The 13,592-nt window shown below is 44.7% G+C and carries 9 protein-coding genes; 2 read left to right on the top strand and 7 right to left on the bottom strand.

Translation table 11 applies throughout. From position 1 onward, the window contains the following. Window positions 1-42: 42 nt before the first annotated feature. From ABNN70_RS11400 to glgB, 5 genes are all read right to left on the bottom strand, one after another. Complete coding sequence (locus tag ABNN70_RS11400) at window positions 43-2,433, bottom strand: glycogen/starch/alpha-glucan phosphorylase (RefSeq protein ID WP_353947860.1); 2,391 nt, start codon at window positions 2,431-2,433, stop codon at window positions 43-45. A 227-nt stretch (window positions 2,434-2,660) separates the two neighbouring features. Next, on the bottom strand, window positions 2,661-3,878 hold the full coding sequence (gene glgD, locus ABNN70_RS11405; protein ID WP_353947861.1) for a glucose-1-phosphate adenylyltransferase subunit GlgD: 1,218 nt from the start codon (window positions 3,876-3,878) through the stop codon (window positions 2,661-2,663). Then, on the bottom strand, window positions 3,865-4,998 hold the full coding sequence (locus ABNN70_RS11410) for a glucose-1-phosphate adenylyltransferase (RefSeq protein WP_353947862.1): 1,134 nt from the start codon (window positions 4,996-4,998) through the stop codon (window positions 3,865-3,867). The genes glgD and ABNN70_RS11410 overlap by 14 nt, the downstream gene beginning before the upstream one ends. A gap of 344 nt (window positions 4,999-5,342) precedes the next feature. Continuing rightward, window positions 5,343-6,776, bottom strand: a complete 1,434-nt coding sequence (glgA, locus tag ABNN70_RS11415) for a glycogen synthase GlgA (protein ID WP_353947863.1) — start codon at window positions 6,774-6,776, stop codon at window positions 5,343-5,345. A gap of 39 nt (window positions 6,777-6,815) precedes the next feature. After that, window positions 6,816-8,762 (bottom strand): 1,4-alpha-glucan branching protein GlgB, encoded by a 1,947-nt coding sequence (gene glgB / locus ABNN70_RS11420; RefSeq protein ID WP_353947864.1) that lies wholly within the window; start codon window positions 8,760-8,762, stop codon window positions 6,816-6,818. Window positions 8,763-8,958: 196 nt separating this feature from the next. On the opposite strand from glgB, the gene ABNN70_RS11425 reads away from it, so the two are divergent. Further along, entirely contained in the window at window positions 8,959-10,287 is a 1,329-nt protein-coding gene (locus ABNN70_RS11425; protein ID WP_353947865.1) for an IS1380 family transposase, read from the top strand. Between the two features lie 488 nt (window positions 10,288-10,775). Here ABNN70_RS11425 and ABNN70_RS11430 read toward each other — a convergent pair whose 3' ends face one another. Both ABNN70_RS11430 and ABNN70_RS11435 read right to left on the bottom strand, forming a co-directional pair. Then, window positions 10,776-11,684 (bottom strand): 5'-3' exonuclease, encoded by a 909-nt coding sequence (locus tag ABNN70_RS11430; RefSeq protein WP_353947866.1) that lies wholly within the window; start codon window positions 11,682-11,684, stop codon window positions 10,776-10,778. 91 nt (window positions 11,685-11,775) lie between these two features. Then, window positions 11,776-12,546 carry a 2-keto-4-pentenoate hydratase gene (locus ABNN70_RS11435; protein ID WP_353947867.1) on the bottom strand — a complete coding sequence of 257 codons (771 nt, stop codon included), beginning with the start codon at window positions 12,544-12,546 and terminating at the stop codon, window positions 11,776-11,778. 182 nt (window positions 12,547-12,728) lie between these two features. Here ABNN70_RS11435 and ABNN70_RS11440 point away from each other — a divergent pair, with 182 nt between their 5' ends. Further along, the gene (locus tag ABNN70_RS11440) at window positions 12,729-13,586 is read left to right on the top strand and encodes an alpha/beta hydrolase (protein WP_353947868.1); all 858 of its coding nucleotides are present in this window, start codon (window positions 12,729-12,731) and stop codon (window positions 13,584-13,586) included. Window positions 13,587-13,592: the final 6 nt, after the last annotated feature.

Consider the following 13,592-nt stretch of genomic DNA (forward strand, 5'->3'; position numbering starts at 1 on the left):
TCCTGCTTTCTTCCCATCATACTGTTTTGAAAAGTCAAACAGCTAAACATCCCAGATGTCGCTGGCATACTGACGAACCGTATAATCTGACGAAAAGACGCCGGCTCCGGCAATATTGATCAGAGCCATTCTCTGCCATGTAAGCGGGTCACGGTACAGGCGATCAATTTTTTTCTGAGCATGCACATAAGAATCAAAATCCCTTAAAACAAAAAATTCATCTCCATACTTCACCAGTGAATCAAATATGTCCTGTCCCTCCTGACGGATTCCAGGAATGGTACCATCTGTCAGTGCGTTCAGAATCCGTCGGATGGCTGGATTTTTTTCATAATAATGCGACGAATGATAGGATCCGTCCGCATAGTATTGAAAAACTTCCTGCTCGGTCAGGCCAAAAATAACAATGTTATCCGGACCTACACGATCCCGTATCTCCACATTTGCTCCATCCAGTGTGGCCAGAGTTACGGCCCCGTTAAGCATCAGTTTCATGTTGCTTGTTCCCGATGCTTCCTTTGAAGCAAGAGAGATCTGCTCGCTGACGTCAGACGCGGGGATGATCCGTTCGGCAAGCGACACACCATAGTTTTCTACAAAGACAATTTTTAGTTTTCCGTTGATTGCCGGGTCATTGTTGATCAGATCAGCTGCAGAATTAATTAGTTTGATAATTTCTTTTGCATAGGTGTAACTCGGTGCCGCTTTTGCTCCAAATATAAAGACCCTTGGATAGATATCGGCTTTCGGGTTATCTTTCAGCTGAAAGTACAAATAGAGGATGTGCATTAAATTCAGCAATTGCCTTTTATACGCATGCAACCTCTTAATTTGTACATCAAAAATGGCATCCGGGCTGATTTTGATCTTCATGGTTTCCAGGATATAATTGGCGAATCTCTTCTTATTGATCCGTTTAATATGCGCCAGCTCCTGGAGGGTCATCTCATCATTCCGGTAAGCCTTCAGCATTTTCAGCTCTGTGGGTATTTTCTCCCAGTCGCTGCCTATCTTTCTGCTGATCAGTTTACTGAGTGGTTCGTTTGCCAGCATCAGCCATCGCCGCTGCGTGATCCCATTCGTCTTATTGTTGAATCGTGAAGGATAGATGATAAAGAAATCATGCAGGACTTTTTCTTTAAGTATTGCTGTATGCATTTTAGCTACACCATTAATGCTATGGCTGCCGATGATCGCCAGATTGGCCATTTTCACATGATGACCCTCAATAATCCGCGTACGTTCGACGAGATCCCGGTCATAGAGGGTAAGCATCTTCTGAACATAGCGGCGATCGATTTCCTCTATAATCTGATAAACTCTCGGGATTAACGTTTTGATCATATCAACGGGCCACTTCTCAAGGGCTTCTGACATAATCGTGTGATTCGTATAGCTCATAACATGGATTGTGATGTTCCAGGCATGTTCCCAGTCCATCTTCTCATCATCGAGGAGAATCCGCATGAGTTCCGGAACACATAGTGCGGGGTGTGTATCGTTTATATGAATCCCTGCCTTCTCAGCAAGATGATTCATTGTTAACCCCATCTTCTGATAATGCCGGACAATACTCTGAACACCTGCGGAAACAAAGAAGTATTCCTGTTTCAGTCGTAATAAACGCCCTTCATAGTTGGAGTCATCGGGATAAAGAACTTCGGAAATACTTTCAATCCGTTCCTGCTGATTCAGGTAGGACCAGTAATCACTGCTCTCATCCTGAGGCGGCATCTCAGCTGACCAGAGTCTCAGCGTATTTACTGTGTCATTGTCGTACCCAATCACGGGTATATCATACGGAACCGCAAGGACACGCTGATCGTGTTCATAGTGCGGGATCAGATAGCCACTGCGGGTCTCTTCCATCCAGACGTGTCCATAGAAGCTGACCGTCACAGCCATATTCAGTCGACGTGTTTCCCAGACATTTCCATTCTGCAGCCAATTTTCCGGAAGTTCCACCTGGTAGCCATTGATAAATTTCTGCTTAAAGAGGCCATATTTGAAACGAATCCCATTTCCATGGCCCGGGATTCCGCATGTTGCAATCGAATCAATAAAACAGGCGGCAAGTCGGCCCAGTCCGCCATTTCCAAGACCGGGATCGGGTTCGGTCTGCGCAATCTTTTCCAGATTAAGACCGAGTTCTTCCAGGCCGGATCGAACGGTCTGGAGAATGCCTAGATTCAGAAGATTGCTTTTTAACATCCGTCCAAGTAAAAATTCCATTGAAAAATAGTAAATTTGCTTTTGTTCCTTATCGAGATATTTTTGATTTGTTTTATTCCAGTTTCTTGAACAATAGGCGCGGACGAGATTGCCGAGTGCAAAATACTGTTCGGTCACAGATGAATCATTTATATCCATTGAATAGAGATCCGTCAGCGTTCGCTTGAAATCTTCCTTGAATTTTCTTTTTGATAGGTCCATATTTATTTCCCGTCCTTGGAAGGTCAATGATCCAGCCGGGTCTGGTGCTGGCTGATACGATGCATTTTTTCCTTAAGATAGTTTACAGGTGTATCTTAACCCGTTCTGCGGGCATTTATAGTATGCTGTTCTGTCCTTTTTATATGTGAACGAAAGCCGGATGCCATTTTGAATGGTTTCCTGAGGGTACATCCATGCCATACCAATTTGTTAAGCCTGGCAGGTATTTAGGAAAAAAAAGAAGAATTATGGCTTTGAGCAGTAGACAGGTGACTCTGCATGTGTTCCTTTTCTTCCATGATGCGGCTGATTACAGAATTCTTTTCGATAACAACGGGTTCATCAGTTGTACCGATCAGTTTTGTATTGGGTTCAATTCGGACCTGTTTATCGAGAATCACATTTCGAAGTTCTGCACCAGGACCAATATAACTGCCCTGCATAATCACAGAGTTTTCAACTAAGGCGTTTTTTTCTATGGACACGTTACGGAATATGACAGAATGATTAATATCTCCTTTCACCATACATCCATTAGCGATTAATGAATCACTGGCTTCACAACTTGCTGCATAGTAAGTCGGTGCCTCATTCTTCACTTTCGTATGAATTGGCTGACTTCCCTTCAGCAGTGCTGTCAGATTAGCATCCCGAAGCATATCCATGTTTGCATCATAAAAGCTCTTAATAGAATTGATGATTTTCAGATAACCCGTATACTCAAACCCGTTGGTCGGCAATCTGATCATAGCCTGATGCAGTACATCGCTTAAATTACAATATTCATTTTCAGCAACAGCATTTCGAATCAGTCGCATGAGCAGGGAGCTTTTCAGCAGATAAATCTCCATATTAACCAGCAGCTTTTCTTCGCTGCCACGCAATGTGCAGGATTTCAGTTTCCTGACCAGACCGTCTTCACCAATCGTCAGACAGGACATATATTGATCAAGGTCAGTGTCCTGGTTTGCGGATTGATAAACGACGGTCATATCTGCTCCCTGTGCGATATGATTTCTCAGGATCGCCTGAACATCAATATTGCACAGCGTCCCTGTGCCCATAACTACAGCATATTCTGCACCTGATTTTTCAATGAATTCAATGTTTCTAAAGTAATTAAAGATGTCACCACCTGCACTTAGCGAAAGCCCGGAACCTTTTCGGGCTGAAATGGATGAAAAAAAGAACAACCCGCCGTGAATGCTGTCGAGCCCCCATTCTTTCCCGCTGCGTACATGGTCGTATACAGAACGCTGGCTGTCGTTCAGAAAAATTCCAACCGATTCTATTCCGGCCGTCGTCATATTGGACAGGGGAAAGTCAATCAGCCGGTATCTGCTGCAGAACGGAAGACTGGCGACCGGGCGTGTCCGGGTCAGCGGATACATCGTTTCTCTTGATTCAGTCAGATTGATAATGCCGCAGATTTTATTCTTCCTCATCAGAAAGGCCCCCCACAACTTCGTTATAACCGACAACCTCAATGCCATCATCACTGATTAACTGAGCGTTATCAGCAAATACAGCGTGCTCACCGACTATCGCATGGTCAATTGTTACATTTTTTCCAATCACCGAATTGGCCATAATGATTGAATCCCTGATGATACTGTTCGCTCCGATTTTCACATTCTGAGATATGATAGAATGCTGCACCTCACCGGCAACATAGCATCCATCAACGATCAGAGATTCCCGCACTTTGGAATCTCTGGTCAGATAGTGCGGCGGGGCAAGAGGATTCTTCGAATAGATGCGCCATGATTTATCACGGATATTCAGTTCATGTTCCGGATTAATGAAAGCCATATTTGCACCCCAGAGACTGTCAACTGTTCCAACATCTTTCCAGTAGCCTTCAAACGAGTAGGCAAAAACATTTTCCCCGTTTGCCAGGAAAGAAGGAATGACGTTTTTTGCAAAATCATTCATGTTTTGTCCTGTTGCGTGACTTTCCATCAGGTAGCGGCGCAGAACCTCCCAGTTGAAAATATAAATCCCCATCGATGCAAGATTACTTTTCGGCTTTTCCGGTTTCTCATCGAAATCAATAATTCTGTCCGTATTATCCGTATTCATAATACCAAAGCGCGTCGCGTCTTCCGCAGGAACCCTGATCACAGCCACGGTTGCCGTCGCTTTCTTGTTTTTATGAAAGTTCAGCATCAGTTCGTAATCCATCTTATAAATATGATCACCTGAAAGGATCAGAAGATAGGTGGGCTGGTGACTGTCGATATATGAAAGATTCTGGTAGATGGCATGTGCTGTCCCCTGAAACCATTTTTCTCCGTCCAGACTGGAATGAGGCTGCAGGATGGTCACACCACCATCTCTGCGGTCAAGCCCCCAGTGTGAACCATTGCCGATATGATCGTTTAACTCAAGTGGCTGATACTGGGTAACCACACCGACCGTGTGAATTCCTGAATTGGAACAGTTGCTGAGTGAAAAGTCAATAATCCGGTATTTTCCACCGAATGGTATTGCCGGCTTAGCAATCGTACGGGTTAGTTTCCCCAGCCTTGAACCCTGACCACCTGCCAGAATCATTGCAATCATTTCGTCTTTCATCGTCAATGGAAAAAGGTAATTTCCAGCCTTTTTCCTTCCACCTCCTTTGCCTGCTTTGTTGATCATTATTCATCATATGATCTAACTCATCCGGGTATCTTCATCTTTATTGCTGAAATTTATGTTGTCTCCCGTGATTGTGAAAACCAAAGCAGGCAACCGCTTACACTGATTTTTTTGCGGGAAGTGCTGAAAGCCCGGAATATGAACCGGATCGGATAAAATTTTCTACATTTTAATTATATTACAAAAATAGGGATGAAATATATATATTATAATAAATTTCTGAAATATTTTATAAGCGTGCCTAATTCAGAAATGCCCTGCTTCAGTCAATGATCAAATAAAGATTCATAAAGATTTTTATAGGATGCTGCTGAAGTTTCCCAGCCAAAATCAAGCCGCATGGCACGGTTTGTCAGACTCCTCCAGAGAGCCCTGTCCTTTTGATAAAAATTCACTGCGCGTTTGATGGTGAACAACATATCGTGCGCATTATAATTTGAAAAACTGAATCCGTAACCGGAATCATCGTATTCATTGTACGGCTGGACGGTATCTTTCAGTCCGCCTGTTTCCCTGACGAGCGGCAGACTTCCATATCTCAGGGCAAGCAGCTGACCAATGCCGCAGGGCTCGAATTTTGACGGCATGAGAAACAAATCGGAAGATGCATAGATCTGACACGCCAGTCCTTCATCAAAAAAGATATTTGCAGAAGCGTTTCCAGGGTATTGAGAACAGAGATAACGAAATGCGGCTTCGTATCGCGGATCTCCGGTACCAAGCAAAACAAACTGGACATTGAGCGCCATGATTTCGTGAAAAACGCGCAGGACGAGATCTGCCCCCTTCTGCTCTGTCAGCCGTGTGATCATGCCGATCATTGGAATGTTTGCGTGATCCATTAAATGCAGTTTTTTTTGAAGCACCTGTTTGTTGGCCTTTTTCCCTTCTGCATCCCTGTAATGTGCGAAAAGGTGAGGATCCGTCACTGGATTATACGATTCCAGATCGATACCGTTGCAGATCCCGTGCAGGGCATCACTTCTTGACCTCAGAAAGCCGTCCAGTTTCTCTCCATAATAGGGAGTTTGAATTTCCATGGCGTAAGTCCTGCTTACGGTTGTCAGACAATCTGCGTAAGCCAGCCCTGCTTTCATATAACTGACACATCCATAAAATTCCAGACCTTTTATTGTAAAGAACTGGTCATTTAACCCCAACAGATCATAGAGAACAGATCTTGGATAGATACCCTGATATTTGAGGTTGTGAATGGTAAATATCGTACGGATGTTCTCATAATACAAATCAGAACGAAAGCATTCACTTTTCAGCAGCGCACATATCGGTCCTGTCTGCCAGTCGTGGCAGTGGAGTACATCCGGCCGTTTGTCCAGATGCGGAAGAGCCTCCAGTACAGCCCGGGAGAAAAAGGCAAATCTTTCCCCGTCATCGTCATATCCATAACAGCCGTGCCGCTTAAAGTAATATTCATTATCAAGAAAATAGTACCGTATGCCATCCTTATTCAGGTATTCAATTCCGCAGTACTGCCGTCTCCAGCCAACAGGCACTTCAATATGCTGTAAAAAGGTCAGCTCTTTTTTGAATCTGACTGGCATATCTTCATATTTCGGCAGGATCACATCAACATGCAGATTCTTACGTTGCAGGGCTTTCGGCAGTGCAGCAACGACGTCACCCAATCCTCCGGTTTTGAAAAAAGGGGCACATTCAGAAGCTGCAAATAAAATATTCATCTCGCGTTTCCTTCCCATTCTGTAACAGGCCGAAATATTTTATTTTTCCAATTCTTTCAGCATCCTGTTTCTTTTTTTAGTCTGTTTCATGAAAATCGCCATGCCAAGTGGTGGTACCGTAATGCGCATGCTGTATGGACGATGATGAAACGGTACTTCCTCAACGGGTACCGGACCCTCATTGTATTGATCTGATCCTCCGAATACTTTTCTGTCACTGTTGAACATTTCAAGAAACGGTCCCTGTGACGGAACACCGATTCGAAAGTTCTGATACACCCTGGGCGTGAAATTGCAGATGATCAGGCAGTAATCTCCTTTACGCTTTCCTTTTCTGATAAAACTGATGATACTCTGTTCTGAATCATCCGGATCAATCCATTCAAAACCCTCTTCCTCAACATCAAGACGCCATAAGCAGGAATTTTCGCTGTAAAATGTATTCAGCGCTGTTGAATAATGGTTAAAAGCGCGATGGGTCGCATAATCAAAAAGGTTCCAGTCCAGCTGTTCGAGGTCTTTCCATTCATCAAACTGTGCGAATTCACTGCCCATAAATAACAGCTTCTTCCCAGGATGAGTCATAAACAAACCATAGAGGACGCGCAGACTGGCAAACTTCTGCCACATGTCCCCCGGCATTTTATTCAGAAGCGATTTTTTACCATAAACCAGTTCATCATGCGAAAAAGAAAGGATGAAATTTTCCGAGTAAGCATACAGCATGGAAAAAGTAATCAGCTGATGATGATTTTTTCTCTCATCGGGATCAAGCTGCATGTACTTGAGGATGTCATGTACCCAGCCCATATTCCACTTAAAATTAAAGCCCAGTCCACCTGAATCTACTGGTGAAGTGACAAGCGGATAATCTGTTGCTTCCTCTGCAGTCATCAGAGCATGTGGGAATCTGGCAAAAACTGACGTATTCAGTTTTTTAATAAAATCAATGGCTTCAAGATTCTCTTCACCGCCAAACCTGTTTTTTAATTCACAGGGAAGATCATGGTTATGATTCAGGTAAATCATGGAGGAGACGGCATCCATTCTGAATCCTTCCACATGATAAACATCCAGCCAGAAACGGGCATTTGAAATAAGGAAGCTCTCTACTTCTTTCTTGTTAAAGTCAAAGTTATAAGTTCCCCACTGCGGTCTGTCTGCAAGTAGCGGATCCGCCGGTTCGTACAGCGCTGTCCCGTCGAACTTACCGAGTCCATGGCTGTCCCGGCAAAAATGAGCGGGTGTCCAGTCGAGGATGACACCGATACCGTGGTTATGGCAGGTGTCTACAAAATACATAAAATCCTCCGGACGGCCAAAACGGCTGGTTGGTGCAAAATATCCAGTAATCTGGTATCCCCATGAACGGTCATATGGATGCTCCATGATCGGCATCAGTTCAATATGTGTAAAGCCATGTTCAGCCACATAATTAACCAGTTCATCCGCAAGTTCCCTGTATGTCAGGAAACTGCCGTCTGCTTTTTTCTTCCACGATCCGGGATGGCATTCATAAATGACCATCGGTTTGTGAAAGAGATCTGATTTTTCTCTTAATCTGATCCATTTTTGGTCTGTCCATTTATAATGGTCCAGTCTGGTCGTCACAGAAGCCGTGTTCGGCCGGGTTTCCGCAAAGAATGCATAAGGATCAGCTTTAAAAAAAGCAGGGCCGGATCCAGGCTTCAGGGCATATTTATATTTTTCTCCTTCTCCCATCCCCTCGACAAAACCTGTCCAGACTCCGGAACCGGCAACAGGTTTCAGTGGGGTTTTCTCCGCATTCCACTGGTTGAAATCACCAGCTACTGAAACCAATTTGGCGTTCGGTGCCCAGACGGTGAAACGAAATCCTTCCACATCTCCGTTTTTCTCATAGTGTGCGCCAAACACTTTATAGCCTTCATGCAGGGTGCCTTCATGAAACAAATAGAGATCAATATCGTTTGGATATGATGGCGGCTTATTTTCAACAGTTATCATTTGTCCACACCTCTGTATGAGATAAATTACCCTAGAATATTCATGGCCCGCGGTATGAACTTTGCTTGTCGTTGAGCCACCAAGGTTTACAGCGATTTTCACTTTTCACCTGAAAAGTGAAAAAAGGGAATGAAAAAGGAGCTCATTCCTTGTATGATTAAGTTAAGCGAAACCAAACATACAGGGGGCTCCTCATATGTCCAGTGTAAAGGAATCAACGTTCCACTTCAATAAAAAGATTAAAGCCAGTTTCTCAGGCGGCGCGCTTTCTTCCGATTCCGGCTTATTACTTTATCGAGAATTCGATGAAAAGACTGGCCTCAGTGAGTTGATCCAGGAAAAACTGTACGTGAACGATCCGGTCACTCATGCCAGGCACACCAACCCAAAGGTGGTGATTCAGAAAATCTATCAGCACCTGGCTGGCTATCACACCGACGACCAGGCCGATGAGTTGGGAACAGATCCCATATTTACGACCCTGCTTGAGAAGAAGCACCTGGCTTCCCAACCGCGGCTGTCCCGCTTTAATCAACGCGTGGATGCCGACACCGTTCAATCGCTGGAAGCCGTCAATCAAGCTTACCTGGATCGACTCTATGCCCTCAGGCCCAGTCAGCAGGTAGTGCTTGACGTGGATTCAGCCAATTTTGAGACCGCCGGGCATCAGGAAGGCGCGGCCTACAATGCCCATTACCAGGACACCGGCTACCATCCGCTTCTCCTGTTTGACTCGCTGACCGGCTACTGCCTGAAAGCCGAACTACGTTCCGGCAATGTCTACACCTCCCGTGGTGTCGTCGATTTTATCCGTCCGGTGCTGGCACACTATCGCTCGCTCAATCCCGGACAGGATCTGGCCGTCCGGGGAGACAGTGGCTTCGCCGTTCCCGGGCTGTACAGCTTGTGTGAGGAAAAAGAGGTTTTTTACGCCATCCGTTTGAAGGCCAACCCCCGGTTGGCTGAAAAAGCACAGCGGCTTGTGGAAGCCCGTCAGAAAAAGCACGCCATGCCAGTCGGTTCTCCAGTCGTGTTTTATCGTGAATTTCAGTACCAGGCGGCTTCCTGGGATCAGGCCCGGCGAGTTGTTGTGAAACTGGAGCGCCCGGAAGGTGAGCTCTTTTTCCAACCGACCTTTATTGTCACGAATATGAGCCTTCCCGCTAAACGCGTCATTAAATTCTATCAAAACCGGGGCACGATGGAAAACCTGATCAAGGAAGGCAAGAACGGTTTTGCCTTTGATCAGCTGAGCAGCACCCGTTTTGAAGCCAACGCGGTGAAACTGCAGATTCGTATGCTGGCAAGCAATATTGAAGCCGGGTTTCGCCTGCTCTGTCTGCCGAAATCCGCTAAAAAGAAGCGGCTTTGTATGGATACTGTGCGCCTTCGCCTGATCAAGATTGCCGGCAGGCTCGTTCATTCCGGCCGTTCGCTCATTTTCCGACTCTGCAGTCACTGTCTTTACCAAAAGGCCTTCCGGCAGACGCTGGATCAAATCCATCGGTTGCCGGCATTGGCATAGTGTCCAGACCATCAATCTTAAAAAATTCAGAATTTCTGTTGGAAACGACGGGATTCGTCTGCCCTGAAAACGAGAAAATGGCTGTCCGCATGTTCCATGCGGGCCAACAGGCATTCAAAATCATCGTTAAGTTGTTCGCTTAGTAAAAATCTGTAAAATCCTTTGCGAAATTACCACCTAAACCATAGAAAATAAGCTGCTATGAATAATTCAGGATTACTTAATTAAATAATTCTTTGTATAAGCGGACATCTCCTTCATCAAAAACTTAAAAATTTGTCAAATAATTAAACTTTTTCAAAGGAAAAATGTTGTTATCGCTCGGTACTTCCTTTTTTATCCCGCAGTAACCCCCCACTGATTGAAGTTTCACTTTATTGACTCCAGAAAGGAACAAGGGACATCGACCCATAAAAGAAGCCCGGCATAGATGACCCATGCCAGGCGAAAAACATACAATGCAGCAGTCTGATGCCAGATTTGACAAATTAATTCACTGCCCTGTTTTTATCTTCCCTTCTTTTAATCCGAATCAAATCATATTGGACGAGTTTCATCCCCTGCGAGGAAACACGTTCAAAAAAATGTTCGGGAATTCCCTGATAAAGCGACCTGTCCAGTGTAAAGGAAAGGGGTACGTTACAATATATTTCTGCAAGTTTTCTCGATACCCGAAGCATGTCCAGGTTCGTGGAGATTTTATTTCTCTGGCCTTTCGGCAGAAGATTCAGCTGATTAAGGAGTGAGTCGATACTCCCGAACTGACGGATCAGTTTGAAAGCTGTTTTTTCTCCAATCCCCTGTACCCCGGGATAGCCATCGCTTGAGTCTCCCATCAGCGCTTTTACATCAATGAACTGACGCGGAGTCACACCATACTTATCCGAAAATGCGTCGAAGGTATAGCTTCTGTAATGGCCGTACCCTTTTTGAAGGATATGAACGCCAATGTGATTATCCAACAGTTGAAGTAAATCGCGGTCAACAGTAAAAATGGAGACATCTGCCATCTCCTGATATTTTTTTGCAAGCGTTCCTATACAGTCATCTGCTTCATATCCGCTCAAACCAATATTCGGTATGTGAAAGGCTTCTGTCATTTGTTTTGCCAGTGCAAACTGCGGAATCAGTTCGACAGGTGGCGCTGCCCTGTTTCCCTTGTACGCCTGAAACAAGTTGTGACGAAAAGTCTTTTCCTTCATATCCCAGCATACAGCTATATGTGTCGGTCTGCGATATTCTATAGCAAGAAGCAGATGACGGAGGTATCCCTGTACAGCATTTGTCGGCATTCCACGATCATTAAACATGAACTGTCCGGTTACAGCAGTGGCATAGAACGCCCGAAAAAGTAAAGCCATCCCGTCAATAATTACCAGTCTCGGTTTTTCAGTCAAAAAATCTCCCCATTCCTGCTCATCTATCGTTCATTATTATATCATGACTTCTGATGTCAGTTTTTCGGGAGGTCGCATCGTCATCTATGAATTACCTGACATGAAGGGTTACTGTGCCAACACCGTGGTCAAATGTTGCGACATAGTCACCTTTCTTAAGTTTCTCAGGAAGGCAGAATGTCCCGGTAGACACTGTCGTGCCTTTTGTCACTTTTTTCCCTTCGCGTGCCAGTCTGGTTACAAGCCATTTCAAAGCTTTCACCGGGTTCCCAAGCACTTCGGAAGAAACACCGGTCATGAATGGCTGACCATTGAACGTAGCGGACGTATGTATATCAGACAACTGATCCACCGTTAGTTCAGGCGCTTTCGGTCCGACGACAACCCGTCCGCAGACTGCACTGTCTGAGATAACCAGTTCCAGTGGTAATTTCGGAAACCAGTCTTTGAAGCGAGAATCAGGGACTTCGATCCCCGGTGCGATACTTGTTTTTTTCAGCAGTGTTTCTTCATCGTCATCATCAGACAAATCTTCCTCAGCTGTAAATTCCAGTTCAAGTTCAAGCAAGGGTTCGTTCAATTCAGAAAGGGAAAGTTCAGTACCATCATTCAGCACAGCCGATGCAACAATCTGCCCATAAAGCGGCGAATCAGAATGAAACATATCCTGTGTCTGTTTACTGGTCAGACTGATTTTATATCCTTTAACAGCTTCTCCCTTCCGGCTGTTAAAGGCATGCTGCACATCATAGGCACTTTCAGGATCGAGCCCGGATTGACGATAGTCCTCCCACCGAAGTGCCCTTCCTGTTTGATAAGCCTGATAGAGATCCTGTGCTAATTCTTCTGTTTTTTCCACCATGTGTAAACTTCCTTTCTGTTTTCTTTCTATATTTTAAATTTTTAGTGTATGGTTCATTATAGTACTTGAGCTTCATCTGTCAACGGAATCATAGAAATTGAGGGTTTTAAAAATCACGATTTTGAGATATGCTAAATTTAATTTCTTTGAAAATATAGAGAGAAGAGGATGAAGACAGAAAAGTGTTTACAGGGAGGCAATTTTCATATGTTTTTGCCATTCTTATTTTAAGTCTGTTCAGTGTTTTTGTAATAGTGGAGATCGTTGATAAGACGCGGCTATCCGATCCGGAATATGCTGCGTCTCAGTCTGAGGTCAAGGCGTACAATCAGGAGATACCCACCGTTTTTATTCATGGATGGAAAGGTTCAGAGCGTTCTTTCCAAACCATGTTCAACCGATTCTCTGCTCATTATCATGGACCGGAACGGGCATTTGTTGTCCGGATCGATCCGGACAGCTCGGTTACCGTCAGTGGAAATATGAAAAATAAGCGGATCCCGCTGATTCAGATCCTGTTCACCGACAATCATGCCTCGATGGAGCAGCAGGGTATATGGCTGCGTTCAGCCTTTCGCGTTCTGAAAGCCAAAGGGATTGACAGAATGAACGTTGTCTCTCATTCCATGGGCGGAAAAGCTTTTACCTGCTACCTTGAGACCGCCAGGAATCCAAATGCATATCCCAAAACGGAGAAGTTTGTCGCTATTGCTGCTCCTTTCGACTGGATCGGTGGCCCGAATAAAACAGATTTTTCGCTCGGCCAATTAAAATCGAATAGTGCACTTTATAAATATCGTGCACGAATTCCCCATGATCTCCATGTTCTTGCGATTGCCGGTGTGAACAATCGTCATACCGAGAGTGACGGCGTTGTGCGTCTTCAGAGTGCGTTCTTCGGAAAGTATTTTTTCAATCCGAAATATTACTCTGAAAAGATTATTTATGGAAGAAATGCACAGCACAGCAAACTTCATGAGAATCCGGCTGTCGATCAGCTGATCGCAGATTATTTATGGAAAATTAAACCAAAAGGATGAGTTGCA

It is taken from the genome of Sporolactobacillus sp. Y61 (assembly GCF_040529185.1).
In the GTDB taxonomy this organism is placed as follows: domain Bacteria; phylum Bacillota; class Bacilli; order Bacillales; family Sporolactobacillaceae; genus Sporolactobacillus.